At 72.0% G+C, this 16598-nt stretch carries 12 protein-coding genes; 6 read left to right on the forward strand and 6 right to left on the reverse strand.

All coding sequences use genetic code 11. The features are described from left to right. Positions 1-78: 78 nt before the first annotated feature. Positions 79-2793, reverse strand: coding sequence for an aconitate hydratase AcnA (gene acnA / locus ACIPWY_RS09295; RefSeq protein ID WP_393700308.1), 2715 nt, complete (start codon positions 2791-2793; stop codon positions 79-81). 333 nt (positions 2794-3126) lie between these two features. Between acnA and ACIPWY_RS09300 the strand changes: the two genes are divergently transcribed. Then, the gene (locus ACIPWY_RS09300; RefSeq protein WP_362906784.1) at positions 3127-4656 is read left to right on the forward strand and encodes a UDP-N-acetylglucosamine 1-carboxyvinyltransferase; all 1530 of its coding nucleotides are present in this window, start codon (positions 3127-3129) and stop codon (positions 4654-4656) included. 15 nt (positions 4657-4671) lie between these two features. Here the strand turns inward: ACIPWY_RS09300 and ACIPWY_RS09305 are convergent, their stop codons facing one another. Continuing rightward, on the reverse strand, positions 4672-5604 hold the full coding sequence (locus tag ACIPWY_RS09305) for a 2-hydroxyacid dehydrogenase (RefSeq protein ID WP_393700310.1): 933 nt from the start codon (positions 5602-5604) through the stop codon (positions 4672-4674). A 130-nt stretch (positions 5605-5734) separates the two neighbouring features. Between ACIPWY_RS09305 and ACIPWY_RS09310 the strand changes: the two genes are divergently transcribed. The 3 genes from ACIPWY_RS09310 (at position 5735) to ACIPWY_RS09320 (ending at position 9020) form a co-directional block, all read left to right on the forward strand. Beyond that, positions 5735-7063, forward strand: a complete 1329-nt coding sequence (locus tag ACIPWY_RS09310) for an MFS transporter (protein WP_393700312.1) — start codon at positions 5735-5737, stop codon at positions 7061-7063. 54 nt (positions 7064-7117) lie between these two features. Then, positions 7118-7879 carry an IclR family transcriptional regulator gene (locus ACIPWY_RS09315; RefSeq protein ID WP_362906789.1) on the forward strand — a complete coding sequence of 254 codons (762 nt, stop codon included), beginning with the start codon at positions 7118-7120 and terminating at the stop codon, positions 7877-7879. A gap of 100 nt (positions 7880-7979) precedes the next feature. Further along, positions 7980-9020: an NAD(P)-dependent alcohol dehydrogenase gene (locus ACIPWY_RS09320; protein WP_393700462.1), complete on the forward strand. Its 1041-nt coding sequence runs from the start codon at positions 7980-7982 to the stop codon at positions 9018-9020. A gap of 173 nt (positions 9021-9193) precedes the next feature. Here the strand turns inward: ACIPWY_RS09320 and ACIPWY_RS09325 are convergent, their stop codons facing one another. Next, on the reverse strand, positions 9194-9598 hold the full coding sequence (locus tag ACIPWY_RS09325) for a RidA family protein (RefSeq protein WP_362906791.1): 405 nt from the start codon (positions 9596-9598) through the stop codon (positions 9194-9196). After that, on the reverse strand, positions 9595-10725 hold the full coding sequence (locus ACIPWY_RS09330) for an acyl-CoA dehydrogenase family protein (RefSeq protein WP_393700315.1): 1131 nt from the start codon (positions 10723-10725) through the stop codon (positions 9595-9597). The genes ACIPWY_RS09325 and ACIPWY_RS09330 overlap by 4 nt, the downstream gene beginning before the upstream one ends. A gap of 151 nt (positions 10726-10876) precedes the next feature. Here ACIPWY_RS09330 and ACIPWY_RS09335 point away from each other — a divergent pair, with 151 nt between their 5' ends. Further along, complete coding sequence (locus ACIPWY_RS09335; RefSeq protein ID WP_362906795.1) at positions 10877-12511, forward strand: AMP-binding protein; 1635 nt, start codon at positions 10877-10879, stop codon at positions 12509-12511. Positions 12512-12515: 4 nt separating this feature from the next. After that, on the forward strand, positions 12516-13352 hold the full coding sequence (locus tag ACIPWY_RS09340) for a PaaX family transcriptional regulator C-terminal domain-containing protein (protein ID WP_362906797.1): 837 nt from the start codon (positions 12516-12518) through the stop codon (positions 13350-13352). Here the strand turns inward: ACIPWY_RS09340 and ACIPWY_RS09345 are convergent. Together ACIPWY_RS09345 and ACIPWY_RS09350 are read right to left on the reverse strand one after the other, a co-directional pair. Next, positions 13336-15672 (reverse strand): bifunctional salicylyl-CoA 5-hydroxylase/oxidoreductase, encoded by a 2337-nt coding sequence (locus tag ACIPWY_RS09345; protein ID WP_362906799.1) that lies wholly within the window; start codon positions 15670-15672, stop codon positions 13336-13338. The genes ACIPWY_RS09340 and ACIPWY_RS09345 overlap by 17 nt on opposite strands. Further along, positions 15669-16496 carry an enoyl-CoA hydratase family protein gene (locus ACIPWY_RS09350; protein WP_362906801.1) on the reverse strand — a complete coding sequence of 276 codons (828 nt, stop codon included), beginning with the start codon at positions 16494-16496 and terminating at the stop codon, positions 15669-15671. The genes ACIPWY_RS09345 and ACIPWY_RS09350 overlap by 4 nt, the downstream gene beginning before the upstream one ends. Between the last annotated feature and the right edge of the window lie 102 nt (positions 16497-16598).

Consider the following 16598-nt stretch of genomic DNA (forward strand, 5'->3'; position numbering starts at 1 on the left):
GCCCGCGCATACGGCTGTGGCCGCCGACCCCTGAGGGGCGGCGGCCACAGACCCTGGGCGATCACGCCCGGGGGAACATCACTTGCGGATCAGGCTGCGGAGCACGTACTGCATGATGCCGCCGTTGCGGTAGTAGTCCGCCTCGCCGGGGGTGTCGATGCGGACGACCGCGTCGAACTCCACGCCGGTGTCGGTGGTGACCTTGACCGTGCGGGGCGTGGTGCCGTTGTTGAGCTCCTCGACGCCGGTGAAGGAGAAGGTCTCCTCGCCGGTGAGGCCGAGGGAGTCGGCGGACGCGCCCTCCGGGAACTGGAGCGGCAGGACGCCCATGCCGATGAGGTTCGAGCGGTGGATGCGCTCGTACGACTCGGCGATGACGGCCTTGACGCCGAGGAGCGCGGTGCCCTTGGCGGCCCAGTCGCGGGACGAGCCCGAGCCGTACTCCTTGCCGGCCAGGATGGCCAGCGGGGTGCCCTGCTCGATGTAGTTGCGCGAGGCGTCGTAGATGAACGAGACCGGGCCGTCAGCCTGCGTGAAGTCGCGGGTGTAGCCGCCCTCGGTGCCCGGCGCGATCTGGTTGCGCAGGCGGATGTTGGCGAACGTGCCGCGGATCATGACCTCGTGGTTGCCACGGCGCGAGCCGTAGGAGTTGAAGTCACGGCGCTGGACGCCGTGCTCCGTGAGGTACTGGCCGGCCGGGGTGTCGGCCTTGATCGCACCGGCCGGGGAGATGTGGTCGGTGGTGACCGAGTCGCCCAGCTTGGCCAGGACGCGCGCGCCCGTGATGTCGGAGACCGGGGTGGTCTCCATCGTCATGCCCTCGAAGTACGGGGGCTTACGGACGTAGGTGGACTCGGTGTCCCACTCGAAGGTGTTGCCGGTCGGGATCGACAGGGCCTGCCACTGGGCGTCACCCGCGAAGACGTCCTGGTAGGACTTGTTGAACATGTCCTCGCCGATGGAGTTGGCGACGACGTCGTTGACCTCGGCCTCCGTCGGCCAGATGTCCGCGAGGTGGACCGGCTTGCCGTCCTGGTCGATGCCCAGGGCGTCCTTGGTGATGTCGACCTTCATCGAACCGGCGAGGGCGTACGCGACGACCAGCGGCGGGGACGCCAGGTAGTTCATCTTGACGTCGGGGTTGATGCGGCCCTCGAAGTTACGGTTGCCGGACAGGACCGACGTGACCGCCAGGTCGTGCTCGTTGACCGCCTTCGAGACCTCCTCGGGCAGCGGGCCCGAGTTGCCGATGCAGGTGGTGCAGCCGTAGCCGACGAGGTTGAAGCCGACCTTGTCCAGGTACGGCGTCAGACCGGCCTTGTCGAAGTAGTCGGTGACGACCTTCGAGCCCGGGGCGAGGGTGGTCTTGACCCACGGCTTGCGGGTCAGGCCCTTCTCGACGGCCTTCTTCGCGACGAGCGCGGCGGCGACCATCACGTACGGGTTCGACGTGTTGGTGCAGGAGGTGATCGCGGCGACGGTGACGGCGCCGTGGTCGATCTCGTAGGTCGAGCCGTCGGGGGCCGTGACCGTGGTCGGGCGCGACGGGACGCCGTTGGTGGAGGCCGGGGAGTCGGAGGCCGGGAAGGACTCCTTGCCCGCCTCGTCGTCGTCCTCGACGTAGTTGCGCACGTCGAGCGCGAACTGCTGCGCGGCGTTCGCGAGGACGATGCGGTCCTGCGGGCGCTTCGGGCCTGCGATGGAGGGGACGACCGTGGAGAGGTCGAGCTCCAGCTTCTCGGAGAAGTCGGGCTCGGCGGCCGGGTCGAGCCAGAGGCCCTGCTCCTTGGCGTACGCCTCGACGAGCGCGACCTGCTGCTCGTCACGGCCCGTCAGCTTCAGGTACTTCAGCGTCTCGCCGTCGATCGGGAAGATCGCGGCGGTGGAGCCGAACTCCGGCGACATGTTGCCGATGGTGGCGCGGTTCGCGAGGGAGGTGGCGGCGACGCCCTCACCGTAGAACTCGACGAACTTGCCGACGACGCCGTGCTTGCGCAGCATCTCGGTGATCGTGAGCACGAGGTCCGTGGCGGTGGTGCCGGGCTTGAGCTCACCGGTGAGCTTGAAGCCGACGACGCGCGGGATGAGCATCGAGACCGGCTGGCCCAGCATCGCGGCCTCGGCCTCGATGCCGCCGACGCCCCAGCCGAGCACACCGAGGCCGTTGACCATCGTGGTGTGCGAGTCGGTGCCGACGAGGGTGTCGGGGTAGGCCTGGCCGTTGCGGACCATGACCGTGCGGGCCAGGTGCTCGATGTTGACCTGGTGGACGATGCCGGTGCCCGGGGGGACGACCTTGAACTCGTCGAAGGCGGTCTGGCCCCAGCGCAGGAACTGGTAGCGCTCCTTGTTGCGGCCGTACTCCAGCTCGACGTTCTGGCCGAAGGCGTCGGCGGTGCCGAACTTGTCGGCGATGACGGAGTGGTCGATGACCAGCTCGGCCGGGGCCAGCGGGTTGATCTTGGCCGGGTCGCCGCCGAGCTCCTTCACGGCCTCACGCATGGTGGCGAGGTCCACGACACAGGGCACACCGGTGAAGTCCTGCATGATCACGCGGGCCGGCGTGAACTGGATCTCCTGGGACGGCTGGGCCTGGGAGTCCCAGGTGCCGAGCGCACGGATGTGGTCGGCGGTGATGTTCGCGCCGTCCTCGGTGCGGAGCAGGTTCTCAAGGAGAACCTTCAGGCTGTAAGGGAGGCGCGCGGAGCCCTCGACCTTGTCCAGCTTGAAGATCTCGTACGACTCGTCGCCCACGCGCAGCGTGCTGCGGGCGTCGAAGCTGTTCGCCGACACGACAGTCTCCTTCATATATGTGCGCGTTCCACCGCATCCTGCCGCCACGACGGGTTCGCCGATCCGCTAAGGTAAGGCTAAGTTAGGTAACCCTTACCAAGCGCGGCGGCTGCGGTGTGCCTCTGTAGATATCTCGATGTCGAGATAACTCTAATGCATGAGGCCGGACTGGTCATGCCCGGCCTTCGCCGAGCCGTCCCGCCGCGCCACCGGCGGACCGTCCCCCTCATCGTCCCGCACCCGGGCCCACGCGCCACCAGGGCCGATTGACGGCACGTCACTCCAATGGACCCCCCGGAATGCGGCATCTCATATCTGAGATAGCCTGCCGACATGGCAGACGACTACCTCGTACGTATCGGCAAGCTCATCCGTGACGCCCGCCAGCATCGGGGCTGGACACAGTCACAGCTGGCCGAGGCGCTCGGTACCAGCCAGAGCGCCGTCAACCGCATCGAGCGCGGCAATCAGAACATCAGCCTTGAGATGATCGCCCGCATAGGCGAAGCGCTCGACAGCGAAATCGTCTCTCTTGGTTACGCGGGTCCGATGCACCTGCGCGTGGTCGGCGGCCGTCGCCTGTCCGGGTCGATCGACGTGAAGACGAGCAAGAACGCCTGCGTGGCGCTGCTGTGCGCCTCGCTCCTGAACAGGGGCCGTACGGTCCTGCGCCGCGTCGCCCGCATCGAGGAGGTCTACCGCCTCCTGGAGGTCCTGAACTCCATCGGCGTCCGCACCCGGTGGATAAACGGCGGCGTGGACCTGGAGATCGTGCCGCCGGCCGCCCTCGACATGGACGCCATAGACGCGACCGCCGCCCGCCGCACGCGTTCGATCATCATGTTCCTCGGCCCGCTCCTGCACCGCCTCGACCACTTCAAGCTCCCGTACGCGGGCGGCTGCGACCTCGGCACCCGCACCATCGAGCCGCACATGATCGCGCTGCGCCGGTTCGGCCTGGACATCACGGCGACCGAAGGGCTCTACCACGCGCAGGTCGAGGCGGGGGTCTCCCCCGGACGGCCGATCGTGCTGACCGAGCGCGGCGACACCGTGACCGAGAACGCGCTGCTCGCGGCCGCCCGCCACGACGGCGCCACCGTCATCCGCAACGCGTCCTCGAACTACATGGTCCAGGACCTCTGCTTCTTCCTGGAGGCCCTGGGCGTACGGGTCGAGGGCATCGGGACGACCACCCTCACCGTGCACGGCGTGCCGCAGATCGACGTAGACGTCGACTACTCGCCGTCCGAGGACCCGGTCGAGGCGATGAGCCTGCTGGCCGCCGCGGTGGTCACCGAGTCCGAACTGACCGTGAAGCGGGTGCCGATCGAGTTCCTGGAGATCGAGCTCGCGGTCCTGGAGGAGATGGGCCTCGACCACGACCGCACGGCCGAGTACTTCGCGGACAACGGCCGCACGCGCCTGGTGGACCTCACCGTCCGGCCCTCCAAACTGGAGGCGCCGATCGACAAGATCCACCCGATGCCGTTCCCCGGCCTCAACATCGACAACGTGCCGTTCTTCGCGGCCATCGCGGCGGCGGCCCAGGGCCAGACCCTCATCCACGACTGGGTCTACGACAACCGCGCGATCTATCTCACCGACCTGAACCGGCTCGGCGGGCGCCTCCAGCTGCTCGACCCGCACCGCGTCCTCGTCGAGGGCCCGACCCGCTGGCGCGCCGCCGAGATGATGTGCCCGCCCGCGCTGCGCCCCGCCGTCGTCGTGCTCCTCGCGATGATGGCCGCCGAGGGCACGTCCGTGCTGCGCAACGTCTACGTGATCAACCGCGGCTACGAGGACCTGGCCGAGCGGCTCAACTCCGTGGGTGCACAGATCGAAACGTTCCGGGACATCTGACGCATTTGTTGAACTTCAGGGCCGCGGGAAGAGGTTGAGCAGTTCCTCTCCCGCGGCCCATCGGCGTACCTGCTCCGCGATCAGGCGCTCGGCGCGCGGGCGGAAGGCCGCCGAACCGCCGGCCACGTGCGGGGTGATGAGGACTCCGGGGGCCTGGCGCAGGGCGTGGTCCGCGGGGAGGGGCTCGGGGTCGGTGACGTCGAGGGCGGCGCGCAGCCGGCCCGTCGCGGTCTCGGCGAGCAGGGCCTCGGTGTCGAGGGTGCGGCCGCGGCCGACGTTGACGACGAGGGCGCCGTCCGGCAGTGCGGCCATTTCCTTCGGGCCGAACAGGCCGACCGTGGCCGGGTTCTCGGGCAGGACGAGGACCACGATGTCGAGGCCGGGGAGCAGTCCGGGCAGGTCGGCGATGGCGTGGACCCGCTCGTCGGGGCGGGCGCGCCGGGCGACGCGGACGACCTCCGCCTCGCAGGCCAGCAGCCGGACCTCCAGAGCCGAGCCGATCGAGCCGTAGCCGACGATCGCGACGCGGCTGTCCGCGAGTGAGCGTGTGAAGTGCGGGTCCCAGCGGCCCGCCACCTGGTCTGCGGCCCAGCGCGGCAGTTCGCGCTGGGCCGCGAGGATCAGACCGAGGGCGTGCTCCGCGGTGGAGGCGTCGTGCAGGCCGCGGCCGTTGTGCAGGGTGACGCCTTCGGGCAGCAGGGGCTGGAGCTTCTCGACTCCGGCGCTGAGGGACTGGACGGCGCGCAGGCGCGGGAGCCGGGGCAGCAGCCGGTCCGCGTCGGGGACCGCGTACGGCATGACCCAGAACTCCACGGCGTCCAGGGTCTCTTGCGGGAGTTCGGACGCGGGCGTCACGCCGTCCCACACGTGGACGCGGACGCCGTCGGGCCAGGGGCCGTGGCGCCGGTCGAGCTGCGGCCAGGGGACGAGCACGTCGGTTTCGGTCATCGCGGGTTTCTCCTTCTGCTGCTTGCCGTCGCGGCATGTGGGCGACCCATTGACCCGGCCGCCACACCCTCGTAACGTCTTCCCGCCCAGTGAAACACTTTCCATCTCACGGAAAACAGGGGGTCAAGGGATGACAGCGCCGTCGCCCTCCCGGCCGTCCACCGGCGGCTTCTGGAGCTCGACCCGCGCCCGGCACCTGATACCGGTCGCGTTCATCACGTACTCGCTCGCCTATCTCGACAAGTCCAACTACGCGATCGCGTCGGCCGGCGGCATGGCCGACGAGCTGCATCTGTCCGCGGGCCTCGACTCGCTGATCGCCGCGTCGTTCTTCCTCGGCTACTTCGTCTTCCAGATCCCCGGCACGATCTACGCGGAGCAGCGCAGCGCCCGCCGCCTCGTCGCCTGGTCGACCGTGCTGTGGGGGCTCCTCGCCGTCGTGCAGGGTCTGCTCAGCAGCCCGGGTCAGCTGATCGCCGTGCGGTTCGCGCTCGGTGTCGTCGAGGGCGCGGTGCTGCCGTCGATGGTGATGCTGCTCAGCCGCTGGTTCACGCACGGCGAGCGCGGCCGCGCCAACACGCTGCTCATCCTGGGCAATCCGGTCACCGTGATGTGGCTCTCGGCCCTGTCGGGCTGGCTGGTGTCGGTGACGGACTGGCGCGTGATGTTCGTCGTCGAGGGCGTGCCCTCGGTCATCTGGGGCCTGTTCTGCCTGCGGCTCATCAAGGACCGTCCCGAGGACGCCAAGTGGGTCGCGCCGGGCGAGCTGGCAGCCCTGCGCGAGGACCGCGCCGCCGTGCCGGCCGTCTCCGGGAACGTGCGCGAGGAGTACGGCAAGGTCCTGCGCTCGCGTCCCGTGCTGCTGATGGCGGTGCAGTACTTCTTCTGGTCGTTCGGCATGTACGGCTTCATCTTCTGGCTGCCGTCGATCGTGAAGAAGGGCTCCGGCGAGGGCATCGGCACCACCGGTCTGCTGACCGCGGTGCCGTACGCCTTCGCGGTCCTCGCCATGCTGCTCAACTCGCGCCTGTCCGACCACAGCGGGCGCCGCAAGGCGGCCGTGTGGCCCTGGCTCGCCGCCGGCGGCCTCGCCCTGTTCGGCTCGTACGCGGCCGGGTCCCACTTCCCCGTCGCGCTCGCGCTGCTCGTGGTGGCCGGGCTGTGCCTGTACGCGCCCTACGGCCCGTACTTCGCGCTCGTCTCCACGCTCGCCCCGGCCGGTGTGTCGGGTGCGGCGGTGGCGCTGGTCAACTCGTTCGGCGCGCTCGGCTCGTTCGCCGGGACGTATCTCGTGGGCTGGGTGCGCGGCACGTCGCTCGGGGACGCGGGAGCCTTCGCGTTCATGGCGGCGGGCGCGCTGGTCTCGGCCGCGCTGATGCTGGCGGTGCACGAGCCCCGTCCCTCCGGCCCCCGCCCGGGTACGGTGAACCGGCAGCCCACCGCTGCCACCACCACCTGAGTGCGCCGGGGACCGGTCCCCGCGTACGGGCGCAGCACACGGGAGAGAAGCAGCGTGACCACGACGTCCGGCGACGACATGCTCGGCCGGGGCCTGCGACTCCTCACCGTGCTCGCCGACCACCCCGCGGGCCTGGGGGTGAGCGCCGCGGCCCGCGCCGCGGCGCTCCCGGTCAGCAGCGCCCACCGGCTCCTCGGCCGGCTCGCCGCGGAACGGTTCGTGGCGTACGACGAGGACACCCGGCGCTACGCACTGGGGGTCCGGGTGCTCGAACTGTCGCGGGGTTTCCAGCGCTCACCGGCCGGTTACTCCGCGGCGGCGGCGCCGATGCGCAGGCTCGCCGACCGCACGGGGCTGCCCGCCATCGCGGGCGTCCTCCACGACGCGGAGGTGCTGCTCGTCCTGACCGCGCAGGGCACGCAGCACCTCCAGCTGCGCAGCGCGGAGGGCACCCGTAACGCCTGGCACGCGACCTCGCTCGGCAAGGTCCTCGTCGCGGGCCTGCCCGAGCGTGAGCGCGACGAGCTGCTCGCGTCCGGGCTGGCCGCGGTGACCGGCCGGACAGTGACCGACCCGGCGGCGGTCCGCGACGAGCTCGACGCGGTGCGCGAGCGCGGCTGGGCCGAGGTCGACGAGGAGAACGAGGTCGGCGTCCGGTCCATCGCCGTCGCCGTGCCCTCGGCGCACGGTGACCCACCGCGCCTGGCCGTCTCGCTCGGCGCGGCCGTCGCCCTGACCGGCGCCGGCGAACTGCGCGCGCACGTCGCGGCCCTGCGCGCATGCGCGGAGGACATCGCGGCGCACATGGACCACTGAGAGGTCTGCGGGTGTGACGGCCGCCGCCCCGTGACATGGATTCCCAGGAGGGCGGCCACCGGGCCCCCGCTCCCGGGAGGAACGCACGATGACCGAGCTGATGAAGGCCGTCCAGTACCGCGCTGTGGGTGCCGCCCCCGAAGTCGTGCAGGTCCCCGTGCCCGCCCCCGGTCCCGGCCAGGTGCTGCTGCGGATGACGGCGGCCGGTGTCTGCCACTCCGACTTCGCCGTGATGAGCCTGCCCGCCGAGCAGCTCGACTTCCCGCTGCCGCTCACGCTCGGCCACGAGGGCGTCGGCACCGTCGCCGAGGTGGGTGACGGGGTGACGGCCGTCGAGGTCGGCGACGCCGTCGCCGTCTACGGGCCGTGGGGCTGCGGCACCTGCGCCAAGTGCGCGGAGGGCAAGGAGAATTACTGCCTGCGCGCCAGGGAACTCGGCGTCTTCCCGCCCGGCCTCGGCGCGCCCGGCGCCATGGCCGAGTACATGGTCGTGGACAGCCCTCGCCATCTCGTGCCGCTCGGCGGCCTCGACCCGGTGCAGGCGGTGCCGCTGACCGACGCCGGCCTGACCCCGTACCACGCGATCAAGCGGTCGCTGCCCAAGCTGGTGCCGGGGTCGACGGCCGTCGTGATCGGCGCGGGCGGTCTCGGGCACGTCGCGATCCAGCTCCTGCGCGCACTGTCCCCGGCCTGGGTGATCGCACTCGACGTGAACGAGGAGAAACTGGCGCTCGCCCGTGAGGTGGGTGCCCATGAGGCGCTCCTGTCGGACTCCCAATCCATCGAAGAGGTGCGGGAGTTGACCGGCGGCAAGGGCGCCGAGGCGGTCTTCGACTTCGTCGGGGCGGCGCCCACGGTGGCGACGGCGGGCGGCTGCGCGGCGGTCGAGGGCGATGTCACGATCGTCGGTCTCGGCGGCGGCAGCCTCCCGGTCGGGTTCGGCACCACACCGTACGAGGTGTCGGTGACCGCGCCGTACTGGGGCAGCCGCGGCGAACTGATGGAGGTGCTCGACCTGGCGCGGGCCGGGGTCCTCTCCGTGCACGTGGAGACGTACGGGATCGACCACGCGCCCACCGCGTACCAGCGGCTGCACGACGGGACCGTGCGCGGGCGCGCGGTGATCCTGCCGCAGCAGTAGCCGGCCGGGACCGAGAAGCCCCAGGGGGTGTCCGGCGGATCAGGGGCGGGTAGGTCGCGGTGCATCGCACGGCGTCGGAGCGCCCTGATAGCGGAGCTGCTCGGGCGTTTCGGCAACGCGGCGAGGTGCCGTGCCAGACGCCGCGACCCCGGCCCTGATCCGCCGGACACCCCCTAGTCCGCCACGACCGCCACGCCGTCCAGTTCCACCAGGGCCTGCTCGTCCCACAGGCGGGTCGTGCCGATCACCGCCATCGCGGGGTAGTCGCGGCCCGCCAACTCGCGCCAGATACGGCCGAGTTCGCGGGCGTGGAGCCGGTAGTCGGCGATGTCGGTGGCGTAGACGGTGACGCGGGCGAGGGCATCAGGGGTGCCTCCCGCGTGGCGCAGGGCGGTGAGGAGGTTGGTCAGGGCCCGCTCGAACTGCTCCGGGAGCGTGTCGCCGGTGACCTTGCCGTCCGCGTCCAGGGCGGTCTGGCCGGCGAGGAAGACGAGGCGGCCGCCGGTGGCGGTGACGGCGTGCGAGAAGCCGGTGGGCGGAGAGAGTTCAGGCGGGTTGATCCGCTCGATGCTGCTCACGCGTACAACTCCTTGGCGATGATGGCGCGTTGGACCTCACTCGCCCCTTCGTAGATGCGGGGGGCCCGCACCTCGCGGTAGAGGTGTTCGAGGAGGTGGCCGCGCTGCAGGGCACGGGCGCCATGCAGCTGGACGGCCGTGTCGACGACGTGCTGGGCGGTCTCGGTGGCCAGGAGCTTCGCCATCGCGGCGCGCTGCGGCACGTCGGGGGCGCCCGCGTCGTACGCCGAGGCCGCCGCGTAGACCATGAGCCGGGCCGCCTCCGTGCGCAGGGCGAGATCGGCCACCTGGTGGGCGACCGTCTGAAGGTCCTTGAGCTTGCCGCCGAAGGCGTCACGCTGGGCGGTGTGGTCGAGCGCCGCGTCGAGCGCGGCCTGCGCCATCCCGACGGCGAAGGCGCCGACGCTCGGGCGGAAGAGGTTCAGGGTGGTCATGGCGACGCGGAATCCGCGGTCGGGTTCGCCGAGCACGTCGTCGGCGGTGACCGGGACCGCGTCGAAGTCCAGGGAGCCGATGGGGTGCGGGGAGAGCATGTCCAGCGGGGTGCCGGAGAGGCCGGGGCGGTCGGCGGGGACCAGGAACGCGGTGACGCCTCGGGCGCCGGCGTCCTGGGCCGTACGGGCGAAGACGGTGTAGAAGTCGGCCTCGGGGGCGTTCGAGATCCAGGTCTTCTCGCCGTTGAGGCACCAGCCTCCGGTGCCGTCCGGCTCGGCCCGCAGGGCGAGGGCCGCCGCGTCGGAGCCCGCGCCCGGCTCGCTCAGCGCGAAGGCCGCGACGGCCGTGCCGTCGCTGACGCGCGGCAGCCAGCGTGCGCGCTGCGCGTCGGTGCCGTACGCGTGCACGGGGTGCGCGCCGAGCCCCTGGAGGGCTAGCGCGGTCTCGGCCTCCGTGCAGACGCGGGCGAGGGACTCGCGCATGAGGCACAGGTCGAGGGCACCGGAGCGGAACAGCCGCTCCAGGAGGCCGAGCCGGCCGAGCTCGGCGACGAGCGGCCGGTTCACCTTGCCGGGCTCGCCCTTCTCGGCGAGGGGTGCGAGCCGCTCGGCGGCGAGCGCGCACAGCTCCGCACACCAGGCGGTCTGTACTGGGTCGAGCGAGAATGACGGAGCTGCGGACTTTCCGGTCATCTGGCGGCGCCTCCCGGTTCGCCGGCGGCTCGGGCCGGCTCCGTCACGGTATCGCGGACCGTTGACTGTCGTCACCATCACGATACGCTCGTTCCGCGAGCCCACCGATACATGTTTGCGCGAGCCCACCATGACAAGGGGGCGCACGGCCATGACAGACGCTCCGCCGCGGCACTCGTCGGCCCACGTCGACACCTTCGCGCGCGACCATCTCCCGCCGCCCGAACTCTGGCCCGACCTGGTCTTCGACCTCCCCGAGCTGCACTATCCACAGCGGCTCAACTGCGGGGCCGAGCTGCTCGACCGCACCATCGAGCGGTTCGGCGCGGAGCGTCCCGCCTTCCGCACGGGCGACGGTGAGGTGTGGACGTACGGGGAGCTGCGCCGCCGCGTCGACCGGATCGCGCATCTGCTCAGCGGCGAACTGGGCGTGCGGCCGGGGAACCGGGTACTCCTGCGCGGTCCCACCACGCCCTGGCTCGCGGCCTGCTGGCTGGCCGTGATGAAGGCGGGCGCGGTCGCCGTCACCGTGCTCGCGCAGGCTCGGGCGCAGGAGCTGGCGACGATCTGCTCCATCGCGCAGGTCTCGCACGCGCTGTGCGACGCGAGGACGCTGGACGACCTCGTGAAGGCCGAGGTCCCCGGGCTGCGCATCACGCCGTTCGGCGGCGAGGGGTCCGACGACCTCCTGCACCGCGGCACCGGACTGCCCGAGACGTACGAGGCCGTGGCGACCGCCGCCGACGACGTCGCCCTGATCGCGTTCACCTCGGGCACGACCGGACGCCCCAAGGGCTGCATGCACTTCCACCGGGACGTGCTCGCCATAGCCGACACCTTCGCGCGCCACGTACTGCGGCCGACGCCGGACGACGTGTTCGCGGGGAGCCCGCCGCTCGGTTTCACGTTCGGGCTCGGCGGGCTCGTCATCTTCCCGCTGCGGGCCGGCGCCTCGTCCCTGCTCCTCGAACAGGCGGGTCCGAGGCAGTTGCTGCCCGCGATCGCCGAGCACGGCGTGTCCGTCCTGTTCACCGCGCCGACCGCGTACCGCGCGCTCCTCGACGGGATCCGCGGCACCGGCGGGCACGCCCTCTCATCGCTGCGGCGGTGCGTCTCCGCGGGCGAGAACCTGCCGGCCGCGACCTGGCGGGCCTGGCACGAGGCGACGGGCATCCGCATCATCAACGGCATAGGGGCCACGGAGCTCCTGCACATCTTCATCTCCGCCGCCGACGACGCGATCCGCCCCGGCACGACGGGCGTGCCCGTGCCCGGCTGGCAGGCCCGCGTGGTCGACGAGACGGGGGCCGAACTGCCGGACGGGGAAGCGGGGTTGCTCGCCGTGCGCGGCCCGGTGGGCTGCCGCTATCTCGCCGACGAGCGGCAGACGACGTACGTCCGCGGCGGCTGGAACATCACCGGGGACACGTATGTCCGCGAGAGCGACGGCTACTTCCGGTACGTCGCCCGCGCCGACGACATGATCATTTCGGCGGGCTACAACATCGCGGGCCCCGAGGTCGAGGACGCGCTGCTGCGGCATCCGGACGTCGCGGAGACCGCGGTGGTCGGCCGCCCCGACGACCAGCGCGGGCAGATCGCGGTCGCCTACGTCGTGCTGCGCGAGGGTGCCCGCCAGGACCCGGGCGCGCTCCGGGCGTTCGTGACGGCCGAGCTGGTGCCGTACAAGTGCCCGCGCGAGATCGTGTTCCTGGACTCCCTGCCGCGCACGGCGACCGGGAAGCTGCAGCGGTTCCGGCTGCGCTCCGCCGGCGATCTAGAGTGATCACGTGTCCGAGCTGCACACTCCCCGGTCCCTGATCGTCACCCTCTACGGCGCCTACGGGCGCGGCTTTCCCGGCCCCGTGCCGGTCGCCGAGCTGATCCGTCTGCTCGGCGCGGTCGGCGTCGACGCGCCCGCCGTGCGGTCCTGCGTGTCCCGCCTCAAGCGGCGTGGGCTGCTCCTGCCGGAGCGCACGGGGTCGGGCGCCGCCGGGTACGCGCTGTCGCCCGCCGCGCGCCAGCTCCTGGACGACGGCGACCGGCGCATCTACGGGGCGCCGGCCGGCGGGGCGGACGGCTGGGTGCTCGCGGTGTTCTCCGTGCCGGAGGCCGAGCGCGCCAAGCGCCACGTCCTGCGCTCACGGCTCGCCGGGCTCGGCTTCGGATCGGCGGCGCCCGGCGTGTGGATCGCCCCGGCGGGCCTGCACGAGGAGACCCGGCACACCCTGGAACGCCTCGGGCTCTCCCCGTACGTCGATCTGTTCCGCGGCGAGCACCTGGGGTTCGCGGCGACGGCGGACGCGGTCGCGCGCTGGTGGGACCTGGACCGACTCGCCGCGCTGCACGAGGCGTTCCTCGCCGAGCACGCGCCGGTCCTCGCCGCCTGGCAGGACCGCTCCCCCGGCGACGCCCCGTCCGAGGAGGCCTACCGGGACTATCTCCTCGCCCTCGACTCCTGGCGCCATCTGCCGTACGCCGACCCGGGGCTGCCCGCCGGACTGCTGCCGGACCGGTGGCCGGGCATCAGGTCGGCGAGCGTGTTCCGGGCCCTGCACGAGCGGCTGCGGGACGCGGGGGCGGCGTTCGCGGGCGCGGCGTTCAGCACTCTCAATCGCCCAGTCTGAGCCGGGGCTTGGGGGCGTCAAGACGGCCGGTCTGCGGCGGCCGGCTGCCCGCCGCGTACTGCTTCGGCCACGCGACACCCGGACCGGTGTAGCCCTGCTCGGCCGCCGCGTGCAGCGTCCAGTGCGGGTCGTAGAGGTGGGGGCGGGCCAACGCGCACAGGTCGGTGCGCCCGGCCAGGATCAGCGAGTTGACGTCGTCCCAGGAGGAGATCGCGCCGACCGAGATCACCGGGATGCCGGTCTCGTTGCGGATCCGGTCCGCGAACGGCACCTGGTAGGAGCGCCCGTACGCGGGTGTCTCGTCGGCGACGACCTGTCCGGTCGACACGTCGATCGCATCGGCGCCGTGCGCGGCGAAGGCACGGGCGATCTCCACGGCGTCGGCCGCGCCCGTGCCGCCGTCCGCCCAGTCGGTGGCGGAGATCCGGACGGTCATGGGCCGGTCACCGGGCCACACTTCACGTACGGCGTCGAAGACTTCGAGCGGGAAGCGCAGCCGGTTCGTGAGCGAGCCGCCGTACGCGTCCGTGCGGTGGTTGGTCAGCGGCGAGAGGAAGCCGGACAGCAGATAGCCGTGGGCGCAGTGCAGTTCGAGGAGGTCGAAGCCGGCCTCGGTGGCGCGCTGGGCCGCTGACGTGAACTGCCCGCGAATATCCGTGAGTTGGTCTCGCGTCAGCTCGTGGGGGGTCTGACTGCCCGGCTTGTACGGGAGCGGGGACGCGGCGACCAGCGGCCAGTTCCCGTCGGGGAGCGGTTCGTCGATGCCCTCCCACATCAGCTTCGTGGAGCCCTTGCGGCCGCTGTGTCCGAGCTGGACGCCGATCGCCGTGCCGGGCGCCTGGGTGTGCGCGAACTCGGTGATGCGACGCCAGGCCGCGGCCTGTTCCGGCGTGTAGAGACCGGTGCAGCCCGGGGTGATGCGGCCCTCGGAGCTGACGCACACCATCTCGGTCATGACGAGCCCGGGGCCGCCGAGGGCCCGCGCGCCGAGGTGGACGAGGTGGAAGTCGCCGGGGACGCCGTCCTTGGCCGAGTACATGTCCATGGGCGAGACGACGACGCGGTTGCGCAGGGTCAGCTCGCGCAGGCGTAGCGGCGTGAACATGGGAGGTGTGCCGGGCGGGCAGCCGAAGTCGTGCTCGACGGCCTCGGTGAAACGGGGGTCGCGCAGGCGCAGGTTGTCGTGCGTGACGCGGCGGCTGCGGGTGAGGAGGTTGAACGCGAACTGGCGTGAGGGCTGGTCGAGGTAGAGGCCGAGGTTCTCGAACCACTCCAGGCTGGCGCGGGCGGCGCGCTGCGTGGAGGCGACGACGGGCCGCCGCTCCGCTTCGTACGCGGCCAGGGCCTCCGCCGTGGTGGGCTGCTCCTGGAGGCAGGCGGCGAGTGCGAGGGCGTCCTCGACGGCGAGCTTGGTGCCGGAGCCGATGGAGAAGTGCGCGGTGTGCGCACTGTCGCCGACGAGGACGACGTTCTCGTGCGACCACTTCTCGTTCACGACCGTACGGAAGGCGGTCCAGGCCGAGTTGTTCGACCTGAGGGCGCGGCCGCCGAGGGCCTCGGTGAAGATCTTGGCGCAGCGCTCGACGGACTCGCGCACGTCGAGCTCGTCGAACCCGGCCGCCCGCCAGACCTCTTCGCGCATCTCGACGATGACGGTGCTGTTGCCGACAGGAAGGTGCGGCCCGGAGGGCCCCGTTGAGGGGCGGTGGTCGGGAGACGGGCGGGCATAGGGGTATCCGTGCAGCTGCATGACGCCGTGCTCGGTCTCGGCCGTCTCGAAGCGGAACGCGTCGAAGGCGAAGTCGGCGGCGAGCCAGATGTAGCGGCAGCGGTGTTCCTCGACGCGCGGCCGGAACACGTCGGCGTGGGCCTCGCGGGTCGCGCTGTGCACTCCGTCGGCGGCGACGACCAGGTCGTGGTCGCGGGCGAGGTCCGCCGCCGGCGGCGCCTCGGCGCGGAAGCGGAGGTGCACGCCGAGCTCCCGGCAGCGCTCGTGGAGGATTTCGAGAAGCCTGCGGCGGCCGAGCGCGGCGAAGCCGTGACCGCCCGAGGTGTGGCGGGTGCCGCGGTGCACGACGTCGATGTCGTCCCAGCGCACGAACTCGGCCTGGAGCGCGGCGTGGACGACGGGGTCGGCGTGCTCGATGCCGCCGAGCGTCTCGTCGGAGAGGACTACGCCGAAGCCGAAGGTGTCGTCGGGGGCGTTGCGCTCCCAGACGGTGATGTCGCGGCGCGGGTCGAGCCGCTTGAGGAGGGCGGCGGCGTACAGGCCGCCGGGTCCGCCGCCGATGACGGCCACGCGCAGAGGTCGCACGGTCACCGCCCCCGCCACTTGGGTGCGCGTTTCTCCGTGAAGGCCGCGTGGAACTCGGCGTAGTCCTCGCCGTTCATGAGGAGGGCCTGGGTCGCGGCGTCCATTTCGACCGCGGCGGCCAGCGGCATGTCGAGTTCGGCGGTGAGCAGCGCCTTGGTCTGGGCGTACGCGAGGGCGGGGCCCTCGGCGAGGCGGCGGGCCAGGGCCTGCGCGGCCTCGTCGGCCCGGCCCTCGTCGGTCAGCTCGCTGATCAGGCCGATGCGCTCGGCCTCGGGGGCGCGTACCGGCTCGCCCAGCATGAGCAGCCGCGTCGCGTGGCCGAGGCCGACGACGCGGGGCAGCAGATACGCGGCGCCCATGTCGCCGCCGGACAGGCCGACGCGGGTGAAGAGGAACGCGAAGCGGGCGCTCGGGTCGGCGACGCGGAAGTCGGCGGCGAGCGCGAGGACGGCCCCCGCCCCCGCCGCGACCCCGTGCACGGCGGCGATCACGGGGAAGGGGCACTCACGCACGGCGCGTACGACCTGGCCGGTCATCCGGTTGAAGTCGAGGAGCTGGGCGGTGTCCATGGCGAGGGTGGCGCCGATGATCTCGTCCACGTCACCGCCGGAGCAGAATCCGCGGCCCTCGCCGGCCAGGACGAGGGCGCGTACGGAACGCTCCCGGGACAGCTCGGCGAGCAGGTCGCGCAGGTCGGCATAGGCGCCGAAGGTGAGCGCGTTGAGCTTGTCGGGGCGGGCCAGGGTGACGGTGGCGACACCGTCGTCGACGGCGTACCTCAGATGCCGCCAGTCGTCGGTGCGGGGCGCGGAGCCGGTGAAGGGACTCATGGCGGTGCGGCCTCCTCGGGCGGGGGCGGCGGACGGTACGGCGCGCCTGCCTCGGGCACGTCGCTCCACGAAGTTATCACCGCTTCGTGACTTCCGTCACGA

The organism is Streptomyces sp. NPDC090032, assembly GCF_044748025.1.
Classification (GTDB): Bacteria; Actinomycetota; Actinomycetes; order Streptomycetales; family Streptomycetaceae; genus Streptomyces.